The organism is Streptomyces sp. NPDC093094 (assembly GCF_044754345.1).
Classification (GTDB): domain Bacteria; phylum Actinomycetota; class Actinomycetes; order Streptomycetales; family Streptomycetaceae; genus Streptomyces.
The window spans coordinates 14,304-38,547 of the sequence record NZ_JBIVOX010000014.1; the positions used below are offsets into that span (position 1 = coordinate 14,304).

Annotated in this window: 20 protein-coding genes, 6 tRNA genes and 1 pseudogene; 16 read left to right on the forward strand and 11 right to left on the reverse strand. The window is 74.5% G+C overall.

Annotation, left to right across the window (positions count from 1 at the left end; translation table 11 throughout):
* The first annotated feature begins 75 nt into the window (after positions 1 to 75).
* From ACIQGV_RS27520 to ACIQGV_RS27540, 5 genes are all read left to right on the forward strand, one after another.
* Complete coding sequence (locus ACIQGV_RS27520; RefSeq protein WP_402498752.1) at positions 76 to 714, forward strand: GNAT family N-acetyltransferase; 639 nt, start codon at positions 76 to 78, stop codon at positions 712 to 714.
* Between the two features lie 118 nt (positions 715 to 832).
* Entirely contained in the window at positions 833 to 2,050 is a 1,218-nt protein-coding gene (gene cbiE, locus ACIQGV_RS27525) for a precorrin-6y C5,15-methyltransferase (decarboxylating) subunit CbiE (RefSeq protein ID WP_402498754.1), read from the forward strand.
* Positions 2,051 to 2,398: 348 nt separating this feature from the next.
* On the forward strand, positions 2,399 to 6,565 hold the full coding sequence (gene cobT, locus ACIQGV_RS27530) for a nicotinate-nucleotide--dimethylbenzimidazole phosphoribosyltransferase (protein ID WP_402498756.1): 4,167 nt from the start codon (positions 2,399 to 2,401) through the stop codon (positions 6,563 to 6,565).
* 170 nt (positions 6,566 to 6,735) lie between these two features.
* A complete protein-coding gene (gene cobA / locus ACIQGV_RS27535; RefSeq protein ID WP_402498758.1) occupies positions 6,736 to 7,968 on the forward strand; it encodes a uroporphyrinogen-III C-methyltransferase in 1,233 nt (410 codons plus the stop codon).
* 79 nt (positions 7,969 to 8,047) lie between these two features.
* Positions 8,048 to 8,866 carry a TrmH family RNA methyltransferase gene (locus ACIQGV_RS27540; RefSeq protein ID WP_402498760.1) on the forward strand — a complete coding sequence of 273 codons (819 nt, stop codon included), beginning with the start codon at positions 8,048 to 8,050 and terminating at the stop codon, positions 8,864 to 8,866.
* A 23-nt stretch (positions 8,867 to 8,889) separates the two neighbouring features.
* On the opposite strand, the gene ACIQGV_RS27545 is transcribed toward ACIQGV_RS27540, so the two are convergent.
* Positions 8,890 to 10,317: a protein kinase gene (locus ACIQGV_RS27545; RefSeq protein ID WP_402498763.1), complete on the reverse strand. Its 1,428-nt coding sequence runs from the start codon at positions 10,315 to 10,317 to the stop codon at positions 8,890 to 8,892.
* Between the two features lie 584 nt (positions 10,318 to 10,901).
* Between ACIQGV_RS27545 and ACIQGV_RS27550 the strand changes: the two genes are divergently transcribed.
* The 3 genes from ACIQGV_RS27550 to ACIQGV_RS27560 all read left to right on the forward strand — a co-directional run bounded on the left by ACIQGV_RS27550 (position 10,902) and on the right by ACIQGV_RS27560 (position 12,709).
* Entirely contained in the window at positions 10,902 to 11,108 is a 207-nt protein-coding gene (locus ACIQGV_RS27550; RefSeq protein ID WP_402498765.1) for a hypothetical protein, read from the forward strand.
* Between the two features lie 255 nt (positions 11,109 to 11,363).
* On the forward strand, positions 11,364 to 12,341 hold the full coding sequence (locus ACIQGV_RS27555; protein WP_402498767.1) for a phosphotransferase family protein: 978 nt from the start codon (positions 11,364 to 11,366) through the stop codon (positions 12,339 to 12,341).
* A gap of 80 nt (positions 12,342 to 12,421) precedes the next feature.
* Positions 12,422 to 12,709: a zf-TFIIB domain-containing protein gene (locus tag ACIQGV_RS27560; protein ID WP_402498769.1), complete on the forward strand. Its 288-nt coding sequence runs from the start codon at positions 12,422 to 12,424 to the stop codon at positions 12,707 to 12,709.
* 105 nt (positions 12,710 to 12,814) lie between these two features.
* On the opposite strand, the gene ACIQGV_RS27565 is transcribed toward ACIQGV_RS27560, so the two are convergent.
* The 5 genes from ACIQGV_RS27565 to ACIQGV_RS27585 form a co-directional block, all read right to left on the reverse strand.
* Positions 12,815 to 12,886 (reverse strand) — tRNA-Val (locus ACIQGV_RS27565).
* A 35-nt stretch (positions 12,887 to 12,921) separates the two neighbouring features.
* Positions 12,922 to 12,993, reverse strand: a tRNA-Val gene (locus ACIQGV_RS27570).
* A 34-nt stretch (positions 12,994 to 13,027) separates the two neighbouring features.
* Positions 13,028 to 13,099 (reverse strand) — tRNA-Val (locus ACIQGV_RS27575).
* Between the two features lies 1 nt (position 13,100).
* A tRNA-Cys gene (locus ACIQGV_RS27580) sits at positions 13,101 to 13,174 on the reverse strand.
* A 37-nt stretch (positions 13,175 to 13,211) separates the two neighbouring features.
* Positions 13,212 to 13,284: transfer RNA gene (locus ACIQGV_RS27585), tRNA-Gly, on the reverse strand.
* Between the two features lie 178 nt (positions 13,285 to 13,462).
* Between ACIQGV_RS27585 and ACIQGV_RS27590 the strand changes: the two genes are divergently transcribed.
* The 3 genes from ACIQGV_RS27590 (at position 13,463) to ACIQGV_RS27600 (ending at position 16,212) form a co-directional block, all read left to right on the forward strand.
* On the forward strand, positions 13,463 to 14,500 hold the full coding sequence (locus ACIQGV_RS27590) for a chorismate-binding protein (RefSeq protein ID WP_402498771.1): 1,038 nt from the start codon (positions 13,463 to 13,465) through the stop codon (positions 14,498 to 14,500).
* A 3-nt stretch (positions 14,501 to 14,503) separates the two neighbouring features.
* Complete coding sequence (locus ACIQGV_RS27595; RefSeq protein WP_402498773.1) at positions 14,504 to 15,325, forward strand: aminotransferase class IV; 822 nt, start codon at positions 14,504 to 14,506, stop codon at positions 15,323 to 15,325.
* A 62-nt stretch (positions 15,326 to 15,387) separates the two neighbouring features.
* Entirely contained in the window at positions 15,388 to 16,212 is an 825-nt protein-coding gene (locus ACIQGV_RS27600) for a GNAT family N-acetyltransferase (RefSeq protein ID WP_402498775.1), read from the forward strand.
* 97 nt (positions 16,213 to 16,309) lie between these two features.
* On the opposite strand, the gene ACIQGV_RS27605 is transcribed toward ACIQGV_RS27600, so the two are convergent.
* Entirely contained in the window at positions 16,310 to 16,837 is a 528-nt protein-coding gene (locus ACIQGV_RS27605; protein WP_402498778.1) for a DsbA family protein, read from the reverse strand.
* A 187-nt stretch (positions 16,838 to 17,024) separates the two neighbouring features.
* On the opposite strand from ACIQGV_RS27605, the gene ACIQGV_RS27610 reads away from it, so the two are divergent.
* Both ACIQGV_RS27610 and ACIQGV_RS27615 read left to right on the forward strand, forming a co-directional pair.
* On the forward strand, positions 17,025 to 17,474 hold the full coding sequence (locus ACIQGV_RS27610) for a hypothetical protein (RefSeq protein ID WP_402498779.1): 450 nt from the start codon (positions 17,025 to 17,027) through the stop codon (positions 17,472 to 17,474).
* Between the two features lie 167 nt (positions 17,475 to 17,641).
* Positions 17,642 to 17,794: a hypothetical protein gene (locus tag ACIQGV_RS27615; protein ID WP_402498782.1), complete on the forward strand. Its 153-nt coding sequence runs from the start codon at positions 17,642 to 17,644 to the stop codon at positions 17,792 to 17,794.
* A gap of 100 nt (positions 17,795 to 17,894) precedes the next feature.
* Here ACIQGV_RS27615 and ACIQGV_RS27620 read toward each other — a convergent pair whose 3' ends face one another.
* Together ACIQGV_RS27620 and ACIQGV_RS27625 are read right to left on the reverse strand one after the other, a co-directional pair.
* On the reverse strand, positions 17,895 to 18,452 hold the full coding sequence (locus ACIQGV_RS27620) for a CGNR zinc finger domain-containing protein (protein ID WP_402498784.1): 558 nt from the start codon (positions 18,450 to 18,452) through the stop codon (positions 17,895 to 17,897).
* A 555-nt stretch (positions 18,453 to 19,007) separates the two neighbouring features.
* On the reverse strand, positions 19,008 to 19,421 hold the full coding sequence (locus ACIQGV_RS27625) for an SsgA family sporulation/cell division regulator (protein ID WP_004002642.1): 414 nt from the start codon (positions 19,419 to 19,421) through the stop codon (positions 19,008 to 19,010).
* 191 nt (positions 19,422 to 19,612) lie between these two features.
* On the opposite strand from ACIQGV_RS27625, the gene ACIQGV_RS27630 reads away from it, so the two are divergent.
* Both ACIQGV_RS27630 and ACIQGV_RS27635 read left to right on the forward strand, forming a co-directional pair.
* The gene (locus tag ACIQGV_RS27630; RefSeq protein ID WP_402498786.1) at positions 19,613 to 20,068 is read left to right on the forward strand and encodes a TIGR02611 family protein; all 456 of its coding nucleotides are present in this window, start codon (positions 19,613 to 19,615) and stop codon (positions 20,066 to 20,068) included.
* Positions 20,069 to 20,144: 76 nt separating this feature from the next.
* A tRNA-Val gene (locus tag ACIQGV_RS27635) sits at positions 20,145 to 20,216 on the forward strand.
* A 735-nt stretch (positions 20,217 to 20,951) separates the two neighbouring features.
* On the opposite strand, the gene ACIQGV_RS27640 is transcribed toward ACIQGV_RS27635, so the two are convergent.
* Positions 20,952 to 21,422, reverse strand: coding sequence for a hypothetical protein (locus ACIQGV_RS27640; RefSeq protein WP_402498788.1), 471 nt, complete (start codon positions 21,420 to 21,422; stop codon positions 20,952 to 20,954).
* Between the two features lie 62 nt (positions 21,423 to 21,484).
* On the opposite strand from ACIQGV_RS27640, the pseudogene ACIQGV_RS27645 reads away from it, so the two are divergent.
* A pseudogene (locus tag ACIQGV_RS27645) lies at positions 21,485 to 21,754 on the forward strand (Tat pathway signal sequence domain protein); the annotation flags it as partial.
* Positions 21,755 to 21,835: 81 nt separating this feature from the next.
* Here the strand turns inward: ACIQGV_RS27645 and ACIQGV_RS27650 are convergent.
* Positions 21,836 to 24,166: an SCO7613 C-terminal domain-containing membrane protein gene (locus ACIQGV_RS27650; protein ID WP_402498790.1), complete on the reverse strand. Its 2,331-nt coding sequence runs from the start codon at positions 24,164 to 24,166 to the stop codon at positions 21,836 to 21,838.
* Between the last annotated feature and the right edge of the window lie 78 nt (positions 24,167 to 24,244).

Consider the following 24,244-nt stretch of genomic DNA (forward strand, 5'->3'; position numbering starts at 1 on the left):
TGCTTTCATGCTGCATGCTGGGCAGTTCAGCAGACCTCAGGGTCTCGAAGGTTTTCCACGGCTACGGAGCGGCGCATGACGAGCACCTTCCCCAACATCTCCATCAGCACGGAGCGGTTGGTGCTGCGTCCCCTCGACGAGGACGACGTCCCCGCCCTCGCCGAGATGATGAACGACGAGCAGGTCGCGGCCTGGACCGACGTCCCGCAGCCCTTCACCGAGGCCGGCGCCCGCACCTGGATCGGCGAGTACGCCCCCACCGAGCGCGAGGCCGGCCGCGGACTCGACCTCGCCGTCACCGAGTTCCTCACCCAGCGACTCGTCGGCATCGTCCAGCTGGGCAAGACCAACTGGCACATCCGCTCGACCGAACTGTCGTACGTCATCGCCCCCTGGGCCCGCGGCGAGGGCTACGCCTCCGAAGCCGCCCTCGCCACCGCCCAATGGCTGTTCGGCGACCAGAAGTTCGAACGCATCGAGCTGCGCACCGCCGCCGACAACACCGCCTCCCAGCAGGTGGCCCAGAAGATCGGCTGCATCAGCGAGGGCGTCCTGCGCAACGCCTGCATAGTGCACGTCCGCACGGACGACGGCACCTGGACCGACGCGCGCACCGACTTCATCGTCTGGAGCCTGCTGCCCGAGGACCTGGAGGGCGCCGGCGAGCAGCTCGCCGACACCGGCGGTTTCACGTCGTACGCCGACTGGAACTGACCGGCGCGAAACCCCGTCGGCCGCCGTCGCACAGCCCGAACAGGTACGCTCACCAAGCCCGCCCCGCCGCGGGCCGATCCCCACGACGACCTGCGACGACCCCTGGAGACTGACGACGATGGCCGACCGGGTCACGGTGATCGGCTGGGACGGATCCCCCCTGACCGCGGCGGCACGCGCCGCGCTGGGGGCCGCCACCCTGGTGGCCGGAGCAGCACACCATCTGGACCTGCCCGAGGTGCCTCCCGCTGCCGAGCGCATCCGGCTCGGCAGCGTCTCCCTCGCCGCCCGCCGTATCGCCGCCCACCGTGGCACCGCCGTGGTGTTCGCCGACGGCGACCCCGGGTTCTTCGGCGTCGTCCGCACGCTGCGCGCGCCCGAGTTCGGCCTGGAGGTCGAGGTCGTGCCCGGAGTCTCCTCGGTCGCCACCGCGTTCGCCCGTGCCGGGATGCCCTGGGACGACGCCCAGGTGGTCGTCGCGCACCGCCGCACCCTGCGGCGCGCGGTGAACGTGTGCCGCGCCCACACCAAGGTCGCCGTCCTCACCTCGCCCGGCGCCGGACCCGCGGAGCTCGGCCTGCTGCTGGAAGGCGTCCACCGCACCTTCGTCATCTGCGAGGAACTGGGCACCGAGCGGGAACAGGTCACCGTCGTCACCTCCGACAAGGCCCCCGACCACAGCTGGCGCGACCCCAACGTCGTGATCGTGATCGGCGGCCCCGCGCGCGCGGGCGCCCCCGCCGAGGACGCCTGGACCACCGGACGCGATCCGGGCGTCGGGCCGCGCGGCTGGACCCAGCCCGCCGCGGCCTACCGGGGCGCCCTGGGCGAGGGCGAGGCGGATCTGCTGCGCGCCGCCCAGCTCGCCCGGCTGGGCCCCAGGACCGGCGACCTCGTCTGGGACATCGGCTGCGGATCCGGCGCCTTCGCCACCGAGGCCGCCCGCGCGGGCGCCGCCGTCCTCGCCGTCGACCGCGACATCGAGGCATGCGCCCGCACCGACGCCGCCGCGCGCCGCTTCGGGGTGCAGATGCAGATCGTGCGCGGCGCCGCCCCGCACGTCCTGGAGGACCTGCCCGAACCGGACGTCGTCCGGGTCGGCGGCGGGGGAGCGGCCGTGGTCTCCGCGGTCGCCGACCGCCGCCCGCAGCGCATCGTCACCCACGCCGCCACCCGCGACGAGGCGGAGGTCCTGGGCCGCGATCTGACCGAACACGGGTACGACGTGGAGTGCGCTCTCCTGCAGTCCGTGGAACTCGACACACGTGCCTGGACCGAGACGGAGCGGAGCGTTGCGTTCCTGCTCAGCGGGGTTCTGCCGGATCGCTCCCCGTGATCCTGTTGTCGTACCGCGCGCGGTAGGCTGGCCGACCGTTGTACCGCAACTCGGTCGCCCGGCACCTCGTCGGTCAATGTCCGGAAAGCACACCCGTTTTGGGGTGAGTGTGGTACGGCAGAAGCCGGAGGACGCGCAACGTGGCGCAGTCCACAGTGGACCGTCGCGGATCAAGCTGTCGCGACGGGGGAATGACCGGGACAATGCCACCGTATGGCTTTGTCGCCTTTTCCGGGCGGGTCGTTCGTGCCGCTGGACACGCACGCTCGTTCTTCACTGCGGGGCGGTCGGTGCGCCGTTCCGGGCGAGCTGGTCGTAGAGGCACTAACCGATGGGCGAGGGGTACGCATGACCGACACCGGCCAGGTCCCGGGCGAGGGACTGCCGGAGAACGCAGGCACGGTGGAACAGCCGGGCGTTCCCGAGCACGGCGCGTTCACCTACCTCTCCGAGACCCCCGCCGAGGACGAGGACATGCTGCTCCCGGGCGCCCAGAGCGCCTGGGGCAACGAAGTGGCCCCGCCCGTGCCCGAGCCGGTCGTCGAGGCCGTGCACGAGCCGGACCCGCACGAGACGGGCGGCCGCGACAGCGGCTCCGTCGACCTCACCGGCGTACGCCTGCCCAACCCGGCGCCGGCGGCCCTGCGCCGTCCGCTGCACCTCGGGCCGCCGATCCCCGACACCTCCGCGAGCCCCGTCCGCTCCCTGGCCGACCGCGGCCCGGCCGGCGTGCCCGTACGCCAGTCCGGCCCGTCGGCCGCCGCGCCCGAGCACCCCGACGCGACGCGCGTGCGCGAGACGCCGGCCCAGGGCGCGGTGCCGCAGGGCGCGGTGCCGTGGGGGGCCCCGGCCCCGGCGGGTACGACGGCCCCGGCTCCGGTCGCCGCGACGGCCCGGACCGCGGAAACGGTTGCCCCGGCCACTCACCCGCAGACCGAGCCGGTGGGCGCGGCCCAGGCCGCTGTGGCCCGCCTCACCACGGAGGCGGTCGCCGCGACGGCGACGGCCCAGGACGCCGCCGCACCCGATGCCGAGGCACCGCAGGCCGTGGCTGCCGAGGCCGTGACCGCCGAGGCCGTGCCGGGTCCCGACGCGCAGGACGGGAACGCGCCCGCCGACGCGCAGGACTCCCCGGCCGGCCAGGACGCCTCCGCCGCGCCCGGCACCGGGGGCGGGCAGCCGGCCGAGGAGCCCGTTCCCGCCGAGGATGCCGCCGCGGCCGCGCCGCAGGACGGCGTGCCCGCGCAGGGCGCCGCCGAGCCCGGCCCGGCCCCGGAGGGCGTCGCCGCCGAGCCTGCCCCGGCCGAGCCTGCCCCGGCCGAGCCCGCCGCGGGCGCCGAGACGTCCGCGGCGGTCCCCGCCGACGCCGCGCAGGCGCCGGTGGAGCCCGACGCCGAGCAGGTGTCCGAACAGGCCGGGGAGAGCCCCGTCGCCGAGGCCGAGCCGGCCCGGCCGGAGGCCGTGGACGCCCCCGCCGAGCCCGTCGAGCCTGCCGAGGCCGCCGAGGCCCTCCCGCGGTCCGGCGACCCCGCTGCCGCCGGAGCTCCCGGGGCGGAGCCCGTGGAGGTCCCGGCCGCAGCCCCGGCCGAGGCGCCCCGGCAGACGGCCGACGCCGCCGCGGCGGATGCCGGGCCGGGCCCGGACGCCGTCCCGGAGACGGCCGCGCCGCAGCCCGCGGAGGCCGGCCCGCTCCAGGCCGCTCCGCCCGCCGAGGCCGTCGCCGCCCCCGCGCAGCCCGCGGACGCCGACGTGGTCCAGCCGCTCGTCGAGGCCGTCGCCGTGCCCGAAGCCGTCGCCGTGCCCGAGGCCGCCCAGCCGCAGCCCGCGGACGCCGCCGAAGCACCCCTGGAGCCGGTCCAGCCGGAGCCGGAGCCGGAGCCGGTGGCCGAGGCGCCCGAGGCCGTCCCCGCGCAGCCCGCCGCCGAGCCGGTGGCCGAGCCGGCCGACGGCCCCGCCGCCGTGGCCGACGGCCCCGCCGACCAGCAGGTCCCGCAGCAGGCCGAGGCCCCGGTCGTGCCCGCGCAGCCGATCGAGCCGCCGGCGGACGCCGCGGCCGTGGCCGCCCCGCAGCCGGCCGAGTCCGTCCCGCCGGCCCCGCAGCCCGTCGCCGCCGGCCACGCGGTCCCGCAGCCCGTGCCCGTCGCCGTCCCCGCCGCCGAACCGGCCGGTGACGCCGGCGAGCCCCTCGTGGCGGCGGTCGCCGCCGAGGCGCCGCAGGCGGAGCAGGCCGCGCCGGACGTCCAGGGCGCGGCACCGGAACAGGCCCCGCAGCCCCTCGTGCCCGAGCAGGTGCCCCTGGCCGTGGTCCCGCCGCACCCCGGCGTTCCCGTGGACGCCGACGGCGGCTCCGCGCTCGTTCCCGCCCCGGCCGCCGCCCCCCTCGCGGACCCCGCCGCCCGGATCCCGGACGCCCTGTCCGTCGAGCCGGCCGGCGTCCCGGTTCCCGGGGCGGAGGCCGCCGCGCCGGAGACCGTCCTGCCGGAGGTCCTCGCCGCCCCCGCGGGCCCCCAGTCGATCGCCCCGCAGGAGCCGGTCGCGCAGCCGCTCGGCGAGTTCGTGCCGGTCGAGGGCGGGACCGTACCGACCACGCCGCACCTCGCTCCCACCCCGCCGCACCCGATCCCCGTACCGGCGCAGCGGGAGGCGCTGTCCGGCGCGGAAGGCGACCCGGAACTCGTGCAGAGCGCGGACGACCTGGACACCCGGGGCGCCGAGCAGGAGGACCAGCAGGCCCAGGACGCGGAGGACCCGGCCGCAGCGGCGGAGGCACGGCAGTCCACCGGTCCGGCCGCGCCCGGCTACGACGAGGCCGAGCGCGCGGCCGTGCTGAAGGTCATGCGCGAGCGCCGCGACATCCGCAACGGCTTCCGCAGCGACCCCATCCCGCACGAGGTGCTGCTCCGGGTCCTGGAGGCGGCCCACACGGCGCCCTCCGTGGGCCACTCGCAGCCCTGGGACTTCGTGGTCATCCGGTCCGCCGAGACCCGCCGCACCATGCACGAGCTGGCCATGCGCCAGCGCGAGGCGTACGCCAAGTCGCTGCCCAAGGGCCGGGCCAAGCAGTTCAAGGAACTGAAGATCGAGGCCATCCTCGACACCCCGGTGAACATCGTCGTCACCGCCGACCCGACCCGCGGCGGCCGCCACACCCTCGGCCGTCACACCCAGCCGCAGATGGCGCCGTACTCGGCCGCCCTCGCGGTGGAGAACCTCTGGCTCGCCGCGCGCGCCGAGGGCCTCGGCGTCGGCTGGGTCAGCTTCTTCGACGAGCGCGAGATGGTCCGCTCCCTGGGCCTGCCCGACCACCTGGAGGTCATCGCCTACCTGTGCGTCGGGTACGTCGACGAGTTCCCGGACGAGCCCGAGCTGCTGCAGGCGGGCTGGTCCAAGCGCCGCCCGCTGTCCTGGGTCGTGCACGAGGAGACGTACGGCCGCCGCGCCCTGCCCGGCGAGGAGCCGCACGACCTGCTCGCCGAGACCGTCGCCCAGATCCGCCCGCTGGACGCCAAGGCGCTCGGCGAGGCGTGGGAGCGGCAGAAGCGGATGACCAAGCCGGCCGGCGCGCTCGGCATGCTGGAGATCATCTCCGCGCAGCTGTCCGGCCTGTCCCGGCAGTGCCCGCCGCCGATCCCGGAGCCCGCGGCCGTCGCGATCTTCGCCGGTGACCACGGGGTGCACGCCCAGGGAGTCACCCCCTGGCCCCAGGAGGTCACCGCCCAGATGGTGGCCAACTTCCTGGGCGGCGGCGCGGTCTGCAACGCCTTCGCCGGCCAGGTCGGCGCCGAGGTCTGCGTGATCGACGTGGGCGTGGCCGGCGACCTGCCCGCCACCCCGGGCCTGCTGCCGCGCAAGGTCCGCGCCGGTACGTCCGACATGACCACCGGCCCCGCGATGACCCGCGAGGAGGCCAAGCAGGCCATCGAGGTGGGCATCGAGACGGCCCGCGACCTGGTGGCGGCCGGCAACAAGGCCCTGCTGACGGGCGAGATGGGCATCGCGAACACCACCGCGTCCGCCGCCCTGATCTCGGTGTTCACCGGCACCGACCCGGCCGAGGTGACGGGCCGCGGCACCGGCATCAACGACGAGACCCTCGCCCGCAAGACCGAGGTCGTGCGCCGGGCCGTCGAGCTGCACCAGCCCGACCCGGCCGACCCCATCGGCGTACTGGCCGCGATCGGCGGCTTCGAGCACGCCGCGATCGTCGGCCTCCTCCTCGGCGGCGCGTCCCTGCGCACGCCGGTGATCCTCGACGGCGTCAGCGCCGGCGCCGCCGCCCTGGTGGCCCGCGCCATCGCCCCCGAGGTCCTCGCGGCCTGCATCGCGGGCCACCGCAGCGCCGAGCCCGGCCATGTGGCCGCCCTGAACAAGCTGGGCCTGCGCCCGCTGGTCGACCTCGACCTCCGCCTCGGAGAGGGCACCGGCGCCCTCCTCGCCCTCCCGCTGGTGCAGAGCACGGCCCGCGCGATGCACGAGGTGGCGACGTTCGACTCGGCGGGAGTGACGGAGAAGTAGGCGACACCCCGGGGGAGACACGGACCCACGCGTCACCCCCCGGGGCGGTCCGGTGCCCAGCCATCGGACCGCCCCTGCCGCCTGCCCCGCCGCCGTCCTAAAATCCGCACGTCAGGGCCGCTCCGACGCCGTAGCGCCCACCGCACCGCCTGCACGAGGAGCCGCCCCTCATGGCCGAAAACCCCGCCTACCCGGTAGGTCTCCGCCTCACCGGCCGCAAGGTCGTCGTCCTCGGCGGCGGCCAGGTGGCCCAGCGCCGCCTGCCCGCGCTGATCGCGGCGGGCGCGGACATCCACCTCGTGTCCCCGGAGGCCACCCCGTCGGTGGACGCCATGGCCGACGCGGGCGAGATCACCTGGCAGAAGCGGCGCTACGAGGACGGCGATCTGGCCGACGCCTGGTACGCCCTGATCGCCACCAGCGACCCGGACGCCAACACCCGGGCCTCCGCCGAGGCCGAGCGGCACCGTGTGTGGTGCGTCCGCTCCGACGACGCCGAGGCGGCCACGGCCTGGACCCCGGCGACCGGCCACAGCGAGGGCGTCACGGTCGCGGTCCTCACCACCGACACCAAGTCCCGCGACCCCCGCCACACCGCCGCCGTCCGTGACGCGGTCGTCGAGGGCCTGCGCGACGGCACCCTGGTCGCCCCGCACCACCGCACCCGTACCGCCGGCGTCGCCCTGGTCGGCGGCGGGCCCGGTGACCCGGACCTGATCACCGTGCGCGGCCGTCGGCTGCTCGCCGAGGCCGACGTCGTCATCGCCGACCGCCTCGGCCCGCGCGACCTGCTCGCCGAGCTGCCGCCGCACGTCGAGGTGATCGACGCGGCGAAGATCCCGTACGGCCGTTTCATGGCCCAGGAGGCCATCAACAACGCCCTGATCGAGCACGCCAGGAAGGGCAGGTCGGTCGTCCGCCTCAAGGGCGGCGACCCCTACGTCTTCGGCCGCGGCATGGAGGAGCTCCAGGCCCTCGCCGAGGCCGGCATTCCCTGCACGGTGGTCCCGGGCATCTCCAGTTCCGTCTCCGTCCCGGGCGCGGCAGGCATCCCGGTCACGCACCGGGGCGTCGCCCACGAGTTCACCGTCGTCAGCGGCCACGTCGCCCCCGACGACGAGCGCTCCCTGGTCGACTGGCCGTCCCTGGCGAAGCTGACCGGCACGCTCGTGGTCCTCATGGGCGTCGACAAGATCGGGAAGATCGCCGAGACCCTCGTCGCCCACGGCAAGTCGCCGGACACCCCGGTCGCCCTGGTCCAGGAGGGCACCACCGCCGCCCAGCGCAGGGTCGACGCGACCCTCGCGACCGTCGCCGAGACCGTCGTCGCCGAGGCCGTCAAGCCCCCGGCGGTCATCGTCATCGGCGACGTCGTCCGGGTCGGTCCGGTGATCCCGGGCTGACCCACCTTGAGGTAACCCGAGGTAACTCACCCGCTCCCGGGCCGTTGGCACCGCACGTACGACAAGGCAGTATCACCCTGTGGCCGATCTCATCACCGTTGAGGACCCCGACGACCCGCGCCTGCGCGACTACACGGGCCTGACCGACGTCGAGCTGCGCCGCAGGCGCGAGCCCGCCGAGGGCCTGTTCATCGCCGAGGGCGAGAAGGTCATCCGCCGGGCCAAGGACGCAGGGTACGAGATGCGCTCGATGCTGCTGTCGGCGAAGTGGGTCGACGTCATGCGGGACGTCATCGACGAGCTCCCGGCCCCGGTGTACGCCGTGAGCCCGGAGCTCGCCGAGCGCGTCACCGGCTACCACGTGCACCGCGGCGCGCTCGCCTCCATGCAGCGCAGACCGCTGCCGTCGGCCGGTGAGCTCCTGCGCACCGCACGCCGGGTGGTCGTGATGGAGTCGGTCAACGACCACACCAACATCGGCGCGATCTTCCGTTCCGCGGCCGCGCTCGGCATGGACGCCGTCCTGCTGTCCCCGGACTGCGCCGACCCGCTGTACCGCCGTAGCGTCAAGGTCTCCATGGGCGCGGTCTTCTCCGTGCCGTACGCCCGTCTCGACACCTGGCCCAAGGGCCTGGAGTCGGTCCGCGAGGCCGGCTTCACGCTGCTCGCCCTCACCCCGGACGAGAAGGCCAGGAGCCTCGACGAGGCCGCCCCGCACACGATGGACCGGGTGGCCCTGATGCTCGGCGCCGAGGGTGACGGCCTGTCCCGGCAGGCCCTCGTCGCCGCGGACGAATGGGTGCGCATCCCCATGGCGCACGGTGTCGACTCGCTCAACGTCGGAGCGGCCGCGGCCGTCGCGTTCTACGCGGTGGCCACCGGCCGGCCGGCGGCGTAGGGCCGTTCCGGCAGACCCCGGGCCTATTCGGGCCCGGGCCGCGTCTCCAGCACCGACTCGTACCGCTCCGCCATCGTGTCCCCCTTCTCCAGGGGCACGTACGAGGGCAGCACCCGCTCCTGCCGCTGCCGCCCGCCGTTCCCGTCGTCGCCGAGACCGCGCGTCGAGCTCTGGCAGCCCTGCACCAGGGCGATGCCCAGGGCCACGAGCAGCGTGACCACGACGAACACGAACAGCCGCTGCCGCAGCAGCCGCGGGTTGGCCGGACGCAGCTTGGTCCCGGTGCTCCGGGGAGCCGGACGGCCGCCGCGCGGCACGGGCCGGGTGCCGCTGCCCCCGCGCGTCGAACTGCGGCCGGCGGTGTTCCGGGGCGGGGGCGTGGGCCGGGACTGCCCGGAGCGCGGGGCCGTGCCGCCCCGCGAGGCGCTGCCGCCGCGCGACGGCGTCGCGCCCCGGGCCGCGCCGGAACCCCGTGAGGGCGCCGCACCACGCGGCGGGGGCGTCCCCTGCGTGCCCTGCGGGCGCGGCCGGCGCTGCGGGGCGCGCTGCTGGTCGGGGTAGGTGTCGGTGGGCCGGTCAGGCTCCGCCGCACGCGGCGCGGGCGGCCTTCCGTCGAGCAGGATCTGGGCCTCGCGCGCCGCGATCTCCTTCAGCCGCAGCGACAGGTCGAGCGTGCTGGGCCGCTCCTCGGGGTCCTTCGCCAGACAGGCCCGCACCAGGGGCGCCAGTGCGTCGGGGACACCGTGCAGCTGGGGCTCCTCGTGCACCACGCGGTACAGCATCACCTCCGAACTGCCGTGCCCGAAGGGAGAGTCGCCGGTGCAGGCGTAGGCGAGCGTGGCACCCAGCGAGAACACGTCGGTGGCGGGCGTGACCGCCGCGCCGCGCACCTGCTCGGGAGCGAGGAATCCGGGCGAGCCGACGGCCGTGCCCACATGCGTGAGGGTCGAGGCGCCCGTCGCCCACGCGATGCCGAAGTCGATGATCCGCGGCCCCTTGGGGGACAGCAGGATGTTGGACGGCTTGAGGTCCCGGTGCACCACACCGGCCTCGTGCACCGCGACCAGCCCCTCGGACAGAGCGGCCCCGACGGCGGCGACGTCCGCCGCGATCAGCGAACCCTCCTCGGCGACCTTGTCGTGCAGGGACGGGCCGGGCACGTACTGGGTGGCGAACCACGGCCGGTCGGCGTCCAGGTCCGCCGCCACCAGCCGGGCCGTGCACCCGCCCCGGATACGCCGCGCGGCGGAGACCTCACGGGCGAACCGCGACCGGAACTCCTGGTCCTCGGCCAGATCGGGCCTGATCACCTTCAGCGCGACCCGCTGCCCCTTCTTGTCGGAGCCCAGGTAGACCACACCCATGCCGCCCGCGCCGAGCCTCCGGTGCAGCTTGAAGGAGCCGACGACGCGCGGGTCCTCGCGCCTCAGGCGCATCATCGCCATGTTCATCCCCGCTGCCCGGTCCCTTTGACGTGGCACAGCTTACGTTTCCACGGCCGTGTCCGCGCAGAGGCCGCGCCCTCTCGGTCCGATCGATTGTCGGCGCCCGCCGCACGACCTGAAAGGCGGTCAGCCCCCCAGCGGATCAAGCGCCCTTGAGCCGGCGGTGATCCCAACGGCCCGCCGGGCAAAGGAGATTGGAATCGCGCAGGACAGCCGTCCCCGGACGGCCCCCGAGGCCGGGGTCCCGGCCTGTACGGACGGGCCGGCGGTGTACAGGACGGGCGGCGGCGCGTCCGCGGGGAAGGAAGTGAGCGAAGTCACCCCGGGTCCGCCCGGCCGGGGAGAAGCCCGGACAGACCGGGCGCCCCTTCCGGGAAGACCCCGAGACGCACGACAGCGTCTCCACCCAGGGGAGTACTCCCCGGTGAGGAGCTCATCCTCCGGGAGGCCCGCCAATCGGTACGAGGGCATGACGCCCGGAGTTCACCGCAAGCCTAGATTTAAGGGCAAGCGGCGGGTGCAGCACTCGTCCCCCGAGGTCAGACACCCGCCGCTGTCAACGACAACCGAGCACGGTCAGGAGAGGGACCATGGCCCACACGGCACCGCGGACGACGCTCCGCACGCAGGGAACCAGGGCGTACGCCGCCTTCCGCCCCCGCCGTACCGGGCGCCGCCATCCGCTGGTGGCCACGGCCATGGCCCTTCCTCTGGCGGTCCTGCTCCTCGTCGTCTTCGACGGCTGGGAGACAGTGGCCACACAGGCGTCGTCCGTGGGAGTGATGCTGGGGCGCTGAGCGGCGACCCCAGGCCCGGAAGAGCGGTCCGGGCGGGGACATCAGCCCATAACCCCGTGGGGACGGGGGTGCGGCGGACGGCACAGATGCCGGCGCAGCTGGGGAGCTGCGCCGGCATTGCTCTGCCCGGATCCCCTCTGCCCTTGGACCCGGATCCCGGCCCCCTCGTTCCCGGATCCCCCTCGTCCCCGGATTCTCCTTGCCGCCGGGCGCGGTCCCTCACGTACCCTCTCGGCCAGACCGACTGGGGGAGAAGTGACCGCAGACCTGTTGTCCGAGCTCGCCGCGCGGGCCCGCCGCGCCGCCCACCCCGCCGCCGAGAGCTGCGCCTGCGGGGCGGACGTCACCCTCGCCGACCGGCCCGACGCCACCGTCGTGCGCCACGCCGCCACGGTCGCCAAGGCCCACGCCCCCGGCACGCCCCCCGACGGGCTGGCCGCCCGCCTCTCGGCCGCCGCCGCGCTGCCCGGACTCCTCCTGCCGCCGCTCGGCCCGCCGGCCGGGCCCGGACCGCGCACGGCCCCAAGGACCCCGGGGCCGGCCACCCTGCACGGCCGCGTGGTCACCTTCTGGCCCTACGGCGTCCCCGTGGACCCCGACGACCCGGACGCGGCCCCCTGGGAAGCGGCCGCCGCCCTCCTCGCCGGACTGCACCGCAGCCCCGCGCCCGCCGCCCTGCCCCCGATGCGGGGCCCGGCCAAAGCCGCCCGGGCGGTCGCCCGGGTGCGAGACGGCGCCCCGGAGCACCCGGCCACCGCGCCCGTCCTGCGCGCCTGGGCCACCCTCCCCGCCTGGGCCCGCGACGAGAGCCCCATGCCGGACACCACGACCCTGTGCCACGGCGACCTCCACCTCGGCCAGCTCGTGCGCCACCCGGCACCCGACGGCCCCTGGCGCCTGATCGACATCGACGACCTCGGCACCGGTGTGCCGGCCTGGGACCTGGCCCGCCCCGCCGCCTGGTACGCCTGCGGACTGCTTCCGCCCGACGAGTGGACCCGTTTCCTGGCCTCCTACCGGGCCGCGGGCGGTCCGGCCGTGCCCGCCGAGGGCGACCCCTGGCCTGCCCTGGACGTCCCGGCCCGCGCCCTGACCGTGCAGACGGCGGCCCTCGCGATCACCAAGGCCGCCGCGGCGGGCCGCCCCCTGGACGAGGTGGAGGAGGCGCTGGTCGACGCCTGTGCCCGCATGTGTTCCGTATCACCGCAGTTGGCGACGAGTTTCGCGAAGTAGTGTGCAACCGGCGGCGACGGGGCGGAGTCTGTCCTGGAGATAGACGAAGCAGGACCGACCGGCGAGGAGTTGAGCCGAGCATGCAGTGTCCGAAGTGTCACGGGGCGATGCACACCTACAACCGCAACGGCGTCCAGATCGAGCAGTGCAGCAACTGCCGGGGGATCTTCCTGGACTACGGCGAGCTGGAGGCGCTGACGCGTCTGGAGTCCCAGTGGGGCCAGCCCGCCCCGCCGGCCCCGCCCGCCGCCCCGCAGGCGTACCCGGCTCCGCAGGCTCCCGCCTGGGGCGCCCAGCACCAGGGCGGACACCACGGCGGCGGTCACTACCGGCACAAGAGCTTCGGCCGCATGCTCTTCTCCAGCTGAGCGCACCGGTCTCCGGCCGGGTGCACCGGCCGACCGGTCCCGGCCCTGCCGGGCCGATCCGGGCACGAAGAAGCCCCCGGTCTTCCGACCGGGGGCTTCGATGTGTGGACGATACTGGGATTGAACCAGTGACCTCTTCCGTGTCAGGGAAGCGCTCTCCCGCTGAGCTAATCGTCCTCGGGATCCCGAACCCGAAGGTCAGGGACACTGCGTGCGCGATACTGGGATTGAACCAGTGACCTCTTCCGTGTCAGGGAAGCGCTCTCCCGCTGAGCTAATCGCGCGGGGATCCTTGCGGATCGGGTCCTTGCGGACCAGTGGACGATACTGGGATTGAACCAGTGACCTCTTCCGTGTCAGGGAAGCGCTCTCCCGCTGAGCTAATCGTCCTTGGAGGTGGAGACGGGATTTGAACCCGTGTAGACGGCTTTGCAGGCCGTTGCCTCGCCTCTCGGCCACTCCACCAGGAGTGTAGGGGATCGGGAAACCCCCGCTACCTTCGAGCGGACGACGAGGCTCGAACTCGCGACCTCAACCTTGGCAAGGTTGCGCTCTACCAACTGAGCTACGTCCGCCTGTCGTTTCGGTCCGCTTGCGCGTCCCGGCGACGTGTTGAACTCTAGCGGATTCCCGGGCCAGCACAAAAACGCGTTTGCGCAGCGTGCTGCCCTGCGGTCGCCCGGGGGTCCGCGCGGGCCGCCCCGCAGGTCGCACCGGAGCCACCCGCGGGACACCCGCCCTAGACTCGACACCGTGCTCGACCTCGCTCCTCTGGCCCGCTTCGGCGACCGCGTCGCCACCGGCCTCCTCGATGTCACCGACGACCCCGAGGCACTCGACTCCACCGGCTTCTGGGCCGTCTGCGCCGGCTTCGAGGGCTCGCTGACCTGCGCCCGCTTCGCCGACGTGCGCCCGGCGCCGGTGCCCGCCCCCGTGCCGGGCGCCTGGCGGGGCCCCGCCCCGGGCGACTGGACGTCCTCCCTCGACCACGCCGCCTACACCGCGGGCGTACGCCGGATCCGCGAGCACATCGCGGCGGGCGAGGTCTACCAGGCGAACCTCTGCCGCGTGCTGTCGGCGCCCGTCGGCCCCGGCGCCGACGTCGACGCGCTGACCGCCCTGCTCGCCCGCGGCAACCCGGCACCGTACGCAGGAACGATCCGGCTGCCCGGGCACGGGGTGGAGATGGCCACCGCGTCCCCCGAGCTCTTCCTGCGCCGGGAGGGCCGGACCGTGGAGTCCGGGCCGATCAAGGGCACCGGCCGCACCGAGGCGGACCTCCTGGAGAAGGACTACGCCGAGAACGTCATGATCGTCGACCTGGTCCGCAACGACATCGGACGTGTCTGCGCCACCGGCAGCGTGACCGTGCCCGACCTGTGCGCGGTGGAGAAGCACCCCGGACTGGTCCACCTCGTCTCCACCGTGCACGGTGAGCTGCGCGCCGACGCCGGCTGGCCCGAACTGCTGGCCGCCGCGTTCCCGCCCGGCTCGGTGACCGGCGCCCCCAAGTCCAGCGCGCTGCGCATCATCGACGCCCTGGAGACGGCACCCCGCGGCCCCTACTGCGGAGGAGTCGGCTGGGTCGACGCCGACCGCGGCACGGCCGAGCTGGCCGTCGGCATCCGCACCTTCTGGATCGACCGGGACGAGGGGATGCTGCGCTTCGGCACCGGAGCCGGCATCACCTGGGGCTCCGACCCGGAGGGGGAGTGGCGCGAGACCGAACTGAAGGCGTCCCGGCTGCTCGCGGTAGCGTCGGGAACGTACGTGAACGGAGAGGGGCTCTAGGAAGTGAAGATCTGGCTCGACGGCGGGCTGCAGGACATCGAGTCCGCCCGCGTATCCGTCTTCGACCACGGGCTGACGGTCGGCGACGGCATCTTCGAGACGGTGAAGGCGGTGGACGGCCGTCTCTTCGCGCCGACCCGCCACCTGGACCGGCTCACCCGCTCCGCCCGCGGCCTCGGCCTGCCCGACCCCGACCTCGACGAGGTGCGCCGCGCCTGCGCCGCCGTCGTCGAGGCCAACCCGATGCCGCTCGGCCGGCTGCGCATCACCTACACCGGCGGCCACGGCCCCCTCGGCTCCGACCGCGGCGAACACGGCCCGACCCTCGTCGTGGCCCTCGGCGAGACCGGCCGCCGCCCCGACTCCACCGCCGTGATCACCGTCCCCTGGACCCGTAACGAGCGCGGCGCCCTCACCGGCCTGAAGACCACCTCCTACGCCGAGAACGTCGTCGCCCTCGCCCGCGCCCACGAGCGGGGCGGATCCGAGGCCCTGTTCGCCAACACCGTCGGACAGCTCTGCGAGGGCACCGGCTCCAACGTCTTCGTCGTCCTGGACGGGGAGATCCACACCCCGCCGCTCGCCTCCGGCTGCCTCGCCGGCATCACCCGCGAACTGACGGTGGAGTGGACCGGCGCCAAGGAGACCGACCTCCCGCTGGACGTCCTGGAGCGGGCCGAGGAGGTCTTCCTCACCTCCACCCTCCGCGACGTCCAGGCCGTCCACCGGGTCGACGACCGCCTGCTGCCGGGCACGCCCGGACCGGTGACCGCCAAGGCCATGCGTGTCTTCGACGAGCGCTCCGGCGACGACCTCGACCCGTAGAACGCGGACAGCGCCGCGAAAACCGGCTGCCACGGGGCCCGTCGGCGGGTAGAACACGGGTGATGACCACGACCCTGCGGCCGACCGAGCCGCTTCAGCGTGCCGCCGGCGGGGCGCTGTCGCGCCACTTCAACGTGTGCGTGAACAGCCGCCCCGTGGGCGCGGTGCACCTGGCCACCCATCCCGTGTTCGGGCCGGCCGTCGCCCAGATCCGCGATCTGCGCATCGAGGAACCCGACCGCCGGCGCGGCCGCGGCACCGTCGCCGCCCTCGCCGCCGAGGAAGCCGCCCGCGGCTGGGGCTGCTCCCGCATCGAGATCAGCGTCCCCGCCGACGCCGGGCCCGCCCTGCGGCTGGTCACCGTCCTCGGCTACGTCCAGCGCAACCGCGGTATGGAGAAACGGCTCGGTACGACCGCGCCCGCCCTGCCCGAGGGCAGCCGGGCCCGTCCGATGACACCGGCCGAGTTCGGCCCCTGGAACGACAAGGGCATGGCCGACTACGCCCGCAACTGGATCGACCGGGGCGTCCCCGAGGCCGAGGCCCGGGAGAAGGCACTCAGCGACAACGTCCATCTGCTCCCGCGGGGCCTGGACACCCCCGACGTGCTGCTGAGCGTCCTCGAGCACGAGGGGACCCCCGTCGGCACGCTCTGGCTCGCCCTCGACACGGACCGCGCGTACGTCTACGACGTGGAGACCGACGCCCGTTTCAGGGGCCGGGGCCACGGGCGTTCCCTGATGCTGCTGGCCGAGTCCCAGGCCGTCGCCGCGGGGCGGCCCGTCATCGGCCTCAACGTCTTCGCGGGCAACACCCCCGCGGAGCGGCTCTACGAGTCGCTGGGATACCGGCCCGTCGGGTACTCGATGTACAAGCAGCTGCTCTGAGCGCGCTCCGGGAGGACGGGGCGGCCCCGGTGCCGGTGCCCGCGGCCCCGGCACCGCCGGTGTCCGGGTGTCGGCGGTTCCGCCACCGGTCCTCCGGTCAGCCCTGGCCGGCGAGAAGCCGGTCCGCGATCTCCTCGATGCGCTCGCGCAGACCCTCCTGGCTCTTGCCGCCGTCGAGCCGCTCCCCGCCGATGACATAGGTCGGCGTGCCGGTCACTCCGATGGCCTTGCCCTCGGCCTGGTCGGCGTCGACGATCAGGATGTGCCGGCCGTCGATCAGCGCCGTGTCGAACTCCTCGGCGTCCAGCCCGAGTTCGCCGGCCACCTCGACGAGGAGGGCCTCACCCCTGCGGTCCAGCTCCTCGACCCGGCCCAGTACCGCCTCGACGTACGGCCACCCCTGCCCCTGTTCCGCGGCCTCCTCGGCGGCCTGCGCCGCGGCGAAGGCGTGCTTGTGCTTCTCCAGCGGGAAATGCCGGAGCCGCACCTCCAGCCGGTCGCCGTACCGCGCACGCAGGGCACGGAGGTCGTCCAGCGCGGTACGGCAGTCCACGCACTGCAGTTCGCACCAGACGTCGAGAACGGGGGCCGCGGATCCCGCGGACACGGAGGAGGAGTCGCTCATGCGCCCAGTCTCCCAGCCCGGCGCGCGCGCCCCGCACCGGCGCCCCTGCCCGGCGCCCCCCGCTCCCGGAGGAGACGACCCGGAGATGTCCCTGATGTCCGGCCGGAACATGGCCGGACGCGGGGCGGCAGGTGCAGGATGGAGGGGCGAACCGCTTTGTCCGTGCACGCCCTGCCTGGAGGACCGGATGATTGCCGAGACCGTGTGTTCCGCCGTCGCCGCGGCCGGCCTCGGCATCGCCGCGGTCACCGCGTACCGCAAGCGCTACCTGGCCGCCGCCCGTACCGCCGCCTACGCCCTGGTGCCGCTCGGCCTGGTCATGACCGGCGTGATCGACTGGCTCGCCGACACCGCCTTCAGCCCGACGGCCTGGGCCGGCTTCGGCGTGCTCGGCCTGGCCTGGGTGCTGTTCGCGAGCACGCGCGCGGTCGAGAGGCGCCGGGGCGGCACCCGCAAGGAGCGCCGTGCGGCCGCCGCCGCCCAGCGTGAGGCCGTCGCCCCCCAGGCGTCGGCCCCCTCGCTCGGCGCGGGCCCGCGCGCCGCGTCCCGGCCGCAGTCCACCTCCCCGGGCACCTCGCGGGGCGACTCCGACGACTTCAGCGACATCGAGGCGATCCTGAAGAAGCACGGCATATGATCCGCGCCGCGACGCCCTGACCATGACGGACGGGTGACGGCCTGACCGCCGCCCGGGCGGCCGTCTACCCCACCCGCGCCCCCCTGTCACGGATTCCGGCGAACTCCCCCCGCTTTCGGGCGTGTTGATCGCGTCAAGAGCGCCGATTGCGCCATCATCGCCGCGAGATGCTCGACACGACACAGAGCGATGCCGCGCCGCCGCAGGAAGAGCCGCGCGGATGCCTCTTCGCCCTTTCCCAGCCACCGTTGATGATCTTCCTTGCGGTGATCGGGAGTCTGCTGCTCATCGCTGCGCTGCACGACCTGCTGCTGCTCTGAGCCGTACCCGTGCTCCCCGGCGCCACCCGCCGGGGGCCACGTCGGCATCGGACACCTCACCGAAGCGCCCCGAGGGCTGTGCCCGCCCGGAGAGCTTCGCTCAGCCCGTCGCCTCCTTGCGGCGCGCCCGGTACGCGGCCACATGCAGACGGTTGCCGCAGGTGCGGCTGTCGCAGTACCGGCGGGAGCGATTGCGGGAGAGATCGACGAAGGCACGCCGGCAGTCGGGGGCCTCGCAGCGCCGCAGCCGTTCCTCCTCGCCGGCGACCACGAAGAAGGCGAGCGCCATGCCGCAGTCGGCGGCGAGATGGTCGGAGAGGGAGGCACCGGGGGCGAAGTAGTGCACATGCCAGTCGTAGCCGTCGTGGTCGGTCAGCCGGGGGGTGGTGCCTGCGGCGGCGACCAGCTCGTTGATCAGCCCGGCGGCGGCGCGGGCGTCGGGGGCCGCGAAGATCGACGCGAACCGCCCGCGGATCTTGCGCACCGCGGCGAGGTCGAACTCGGAGAGCGTCCCGATGTCACTGACGTTGTGGCCCCGCACGAACTCCTCCAGCGCCGCCACGTCGGGCAGCGCCTCGGGGGTCTCGTCCTCCGGTGCGGTGTTCACCAGATCCACCACAGTGTCGAGGGCGCACCGGGTGTCGTGGGTGATCAGCACGTTTCGCTCTCCCTGGCCTGAGGGTCGGGCGGGCGCCCGTCGATGCTGGCCGATGGTAGTGGCTTCCGGCCGCACCGAAAGGGCCTCGCATCCGCACATCCGCTCGCGATGCCGTTACAACGCACACCGGCCCTCCGGCGTTCCCGCTTCGCGCGGGTTCCCGCCGACCCCCTGCCGGGCGGGCCGGGAGCGGCCCCGCCCGGCAGCCACCGCTCCGGCCGCCCCTTCCGTCACGCACGGTCACCGTCAGGGGCTCTGGCCGGCCTTCCCGACGCATGCGGGGGCGCTCCCGCCCGCACACACCGGCGTGGGGGGGGGGGGGGGGGGGGGGCGCGGGGCCGCCGCGGGGGGGGGGGGGGGGGGGGCGGGGGGGGCCCCCGGGGGGGGGGCGGGGCCGCCCCCCCCCGGGGGGGGGGGGCCCCCCCCCCCCCCCCCCCCGGCGGGGCGGGGCGGGGGGCCCCCCCCCCCCCCACGCCGGTGTGTGCCGTATGCGGTTGTCCTGGCCCGAGCCGTCTCCCCGAGTGGACGGCTCCGGGCAGTCTGTGAGGTGGTCGGTTAGCTCTCCGCCAGGATGTGCGACAACTCCTGATCCAGATCGAAGTGCCGGTGTTCCGTGCCGGGCGGTACGGCGGCGTCCGTCCGCTTCAGGAACGATTCCAGGGCCCGCGCGGGGGCCTCCAGCAGCGCCTCCCCCTCCGGGGAGCTCAGGGCGATGCACACGACGCCCTGGCCGTGACTGCGCGACGGCCAGACTCGGACGTCGCCGGTTCCCGTGGGCCGATGGAGGCCCTCGGCGAGGAGGTCGCGGGCGAACACCCACTCGACGGTCTCCTCGGCTCCGGTGTGGAAGGTGGCGTGCACGGCGTAGGGGTCGGCCGTGTCGTACCGCAGGCCTGCGGGGACAGGCAGGGAGGACTCGCTCGACACAACGAGGCGCAGGTGCAGCTCGCAGCTGACCGTGGTGTTCATAAGCGCCAGGGCCTTTCGCTCAGTGTGCGCTCGGGGATTCGCACGTCGGCGAAATCGACATGCCACCTACGGTGCCGTTGTAAACCCCTCTGCGTGTTTTGCATGTCTTTACGTAACTCTTCCGGCCGAGAGAGGCTTCAACGGGTACGACCATTACAGTGACCTGAATCGGTCCGGTAGGGTTTGGCCGTATGAATACGGGGAGTGACGAGCCGGGCGAGGCAGTTGCCATGGCGGCGGACAGGTCGAAGTCGGACGGCGCACCGGCCGAGCGGGAGCTCGGTTCGAGGGCTCCGGAGTTCATCAAGGCGCGCCGCGCGCTGCACCTGAGCTGGCAGGTGGGCGTCTTCGTGGTCGGCCTGGCGGTGGTGGGGGCCGGCATCGTGATGCTGCCGCTGCCGGGTCCGGGCTGGGTCGTGATCTTCGGCGGCATGGCGATCTGGGCGACCGAGTTCGTGTGGGCCCAGCTCGTGCTGCGCTGGACCAAGCGCAAGGTGACCGAGGCCGCCCAGCGGGCCCTCGACCCCAAGGTGCGGCGGCGCAACATCGCCCTGACGGTGATCGGCCTGGTGATCGTGGCCGCGCTGATGGGCTTCTACCTGTGGAAGTTCGGCCTTGTGATGCCCTGGAAGATCAAGGACCAGTGAGCCGGGAGCGGGCGCGGTACCGGCCGAGGCCGGTCACGGGTACTCCCTGACATGGGGTAATGTTCTTCCTGCGCCCGGGCGATTAGCTCAGTGGGAGAGCGCTTCGTTCACACCGAAGAGGTCACTGGTTCGAACCCAGTATCGCCCACCCGGAAACGACGGCCCGTCTGCTGCACAGCAGACGGGCCGTCGTCGTGCGTGCCCTGCGGTGACGTGCGGTGACGTGCGGTGTCACGGCTGCGTCCGCCTCCCGGAGGACGTGCCGCCCGGCGGAGGGCGCGCAGCCCTCCCGGGCCGTCCGGCCTCTCTCGCGGGGGTCGTCCCCGGTGGCGGTTTCGCTTCCCCGGGAGCTTGGCGTCCTGCGGGGCGGTCCTGCCTCCCCGGGGTGCCGCCGCTCGGAGCGGTCTCGCCCGTCCCGCAGGTGCACCACTTCCTCGAAGCCGTCCCGCTTCCGCGAGAGCGCGTCGCCCTCCGGGCCGCCCTTTCTCCCCGCGCGCCGCGCCGGTCGCCCCGGGCCTCTCCGCAAGGGTTCTTCCTGCCTGCGCGTACCCGTCCGTACCCCGGGACGGCTTCGGGCCGCTCCGTGCTTCCGTCCGGCAGGCCGTTCACCGTTCGGTTCGTCGAACCCGTTTCGCCCGCCTGTGGAATCGCGCGCCGCCGCCGGCCGTGCGGCCCGGCGGACCTCCGCCGGGCCGGCGGCTTCGGCCGGAAGGAATTCCCGCACGGGTCATCGACGCACTCCCGACCCCCGTGCCTTGCGCCAGCAAGCGATTGCTCAAAACGATTCACGAGGCGGTGAGGATGCTGCGGGGAGGGGTCCGCTGTGGGCACAGGGGATGTGGAGAGGGGGAGGGGCCTCGGCCGACGGTACGGTGACGATCCGTTACTCGTGGTGGGGTGCCGAGGAGCGGGCCAGGCGGACCGACGAGTCCGTCGAGCTCTTCGAGAAGAAGTTCCCGAAGGTCAAGGTGGAGGCGGACTTCCAGGACCATGTGTCTTTCTGGGAGAAGTTCCGGACCCGGGCGCCGGTGGAAATCCCCCGGACGTTTTCCGGAACGCTGTCGGATTTCTTCGCAAGTATGACAAGCGTGGCATCCTTCTCGACCTCAAGTCGCAGATAGACGCGGGCAATCCGAGTCCCGACAACTTCCGATCCGGCGTCACTTCCGTTGGTGAGGCGGACGGAAAGCAGCTCGGCATTCCCGTCGGCTCCGACACCATGGCGCCGGTCGTCGACAAGAAGGTCTGTCAGAAAGCCCGTGCGACAACGGAGTCGGACTGGACCTGGGACGACTGCTTCGGGGTTCCGGAGACGATCCACGACAGGGCCGGGGTCTCCGGCGACAGCGGCCACCACGCCATCATGCACCTGTACGACCTCTGTCTCCGGCGGAACGGCAAGGAGTTCTTCACGTCGGCAGCCTCGTCCTGCTCCAGGGCCACTCGCGCCTGGGCGCCTGCGCGGCCGTCCGGACCGGCGACGGGAAGCTCGCCGCGCGGGTGTGGGACAAGTTCTGCGACTCCGGCGGCCACCGGGAGTCCGCGCCCTGGAGGACCGAGCCGCTGAGCGGCCCGGTCTCCCTGGCGCCCGGCAGCGAGGCGGCCCGGGTGTCCACCGACGGCACCGCGCCGTACGGGCTCGCCGCGATCGAGAACCTGGCGCTGCCGGGAGACAGGATGCCGTAGCGCTCCGCCGGAGCGGGCCGGGGAACCGCACGCCGGTCGTGCGGTTCCCCTCGCCCCTGAGGGCGTTGCCCCCGGGGAGGGTCAGTGCATGCTCTGGAGCCTGTCCCGCATGCTGCGCACGTTCCTCAGGCGCTGTTCGTACGTCGCCCCCAGGGCGAGGAGGAGAAGGCCGGCCAGGGCGGGCGGCACCCAGCGGGGGAGGGCGTCGGCGACCTGGACCAGGTAGGGGGCCAGTTCGTGCAGGGCGTCCAGCGCCAGCACCGAGCCGCCCAGCACCAGCGGGGCCTGGAGGTTGCTCCCGGCGCCCAGCAGCGTCACCGCCAGCGCGCCCATGCCCAGCAGCAGCGGACGCTGCCAGTCCTGGTCCGCCCAGGCCGCCGACAGGCTCGGCAGCAGTGTGACGGCCAGACCGGGCCCGTACGCCGTCCAGGACGATGCCTGCGGATCCCGGCGCCGGCGCAGATGGCCGACGAGCAGCGCCGGGACCGTCACCGGCAGCGTGTACGCCTCCGGGTCGGTGACCTCCCAGACCGCGAGCCGCACCCAGGACGCCAGTACGAACAGGGCGACGGCGGCGTAGCCGACCGGGCGCCGCTCGGGACGTACGGCCGAGGCCGCCGCGAGCACCCCGCACAGCGCGAGGACCAGGGACAGCATCGCCGGGTCGGCCACCGCCAGAGCCACGGCCACCAGCCCCGACACGGCTCCCGTCACCTCCGTCGCGAGCCGGGCCGCGCCCTCGGCGCGCGGGGCGTACCCGACGACCGCGGCGGGGACCACGAGCACCAGCAGCGCCGTGTACTGCGGCGCCCAGCCCAGCGAGGCACCGGCCGCACACGCCAGCGCGGTCGCGTACCCCGTCGCGGCCACGGCCGGCAGCGTCCGGCGGACGAGGGCCGCGCAGACGACGGTCAGCAGCGCGAGGACCGTGAGCGTGGCCGCCTCCGTCGCCAGCGAGAGCAGCGCCAGGACCACCGAGGTGACCAGGGCGAGCACCGTCGCGACCAGCCGGCGCGACAGCAGCAGACCGACGGTCACCGCAGCCGGGACGAACAGCGCCATGAGGTACGGCAGTTCCAGCGTCGCGGGCAGCACGAGCACCGCCGCCCACACCAGGCCCAGGGCCGTGTCGAGGGCCTGCGGCCGCCACCCGGCGTCCCGGGCCATGAGCGCCACCACCCCGGCGACCGTGACCAGCACCAGCGGAACCAGCGCCGCGTCGGCCGGCCACGGCACATCGGCCGTCACCGCCGTCCGGGCGTCCGAGGGCGCGCCCGACCACACCGCGGCCACCCGGCCCAGCGGACCCAGCAGCGCCACCGCCACCACCGGCAGTGCCCACACCACGGCCAGCGCCTGCACGGCCCCCGACGCCCAGGCGGCCCCCTGCCGCACCGGCTCCGGCACACGGGAGACCCGCAGGACCGCCAGCAGGGCGACACCCGGCACCAGATGCACCGGCACCGTCCACAGCTCCGCCAGCACCGCCCGCGGCACACCGCCCAGCGCGGCCACCACCAGCAGCCCCGCCGTCACCGTCGTACCCACCGCGAGACCCCGGTGCGCGCAGCGCCAGGCCGCGCCCAGCGCGATCGCCGCGGCGAACAGCAGCAGCACGGCCGCACGGGCCGCGGCACCCGGACCGGAGGCCGACGCCGACAGCCAGCCGGCCGCCAGCACACCCCAGCCGCCCATGCCGAACGCGCCGACGACCGCCACCGGGCGTACGGCCCCCGTGCCCGGCCGCAGCGCCCCAAGCGTGTCGCAGGCCGCCGTCACCAGCAGGGCCGCCGTGATCACGTACGGGTCCGCGCCCGCGGCCACCGCCCACAGCAGCAGCGGCAGTTGGGCCACGGCCACCGCGGCCGGCACCGGCAACCGCAGCGCCGTCGCGGACCACCGGTCGACCGCCAGGCCGTACCCGGCCCACACCGCCGCCAGCACCGCCGACGCGGCGGCCGCGTAGGCGGTGCCGTCCGTGCCCGTGAGCGCGACCCGGTGCACCGCGTACGCGTCCAGGACCGTCAGCGCCAGCGCGAGACCCGCCACCGACTCGGCCGTCGAGCGCAGCCCCCGCCGCAGCAGCGGCAGCGGCGCCGCGAGCGCGGCCGCGGTCACCACGCCGAGGACCAGCGCCCGCCCGGCGATGCCGAGGCTGCCCCAGCTCACCACCGTGAACGCCGTCGCCGCGACGGTCAGCAGCACCCCGCCCAGCACCAGCAGCACGTTCTGCACGCTCGGCGCCGACGTCTCCGCACGCGGCGGCGTGCCCGTCGGCAGCGGCCGTACGGGAGTCAGCTGGGACACCAGCCAGGCGCGGCGGGCCAGCAACTGGGTCCGGCGGGCGTCCAGCCGGAACAGCTCGGCGTCGAGGAGCCGCAACTCCTCGGACGGAGGCGGTATGTGCGTCATACCGGTGAGTGTGTCCGGCGTCACGGCGCACGGCATGAGTGCGCGTACTCAGACGACGTACTCAGAACCCGCCCCGCG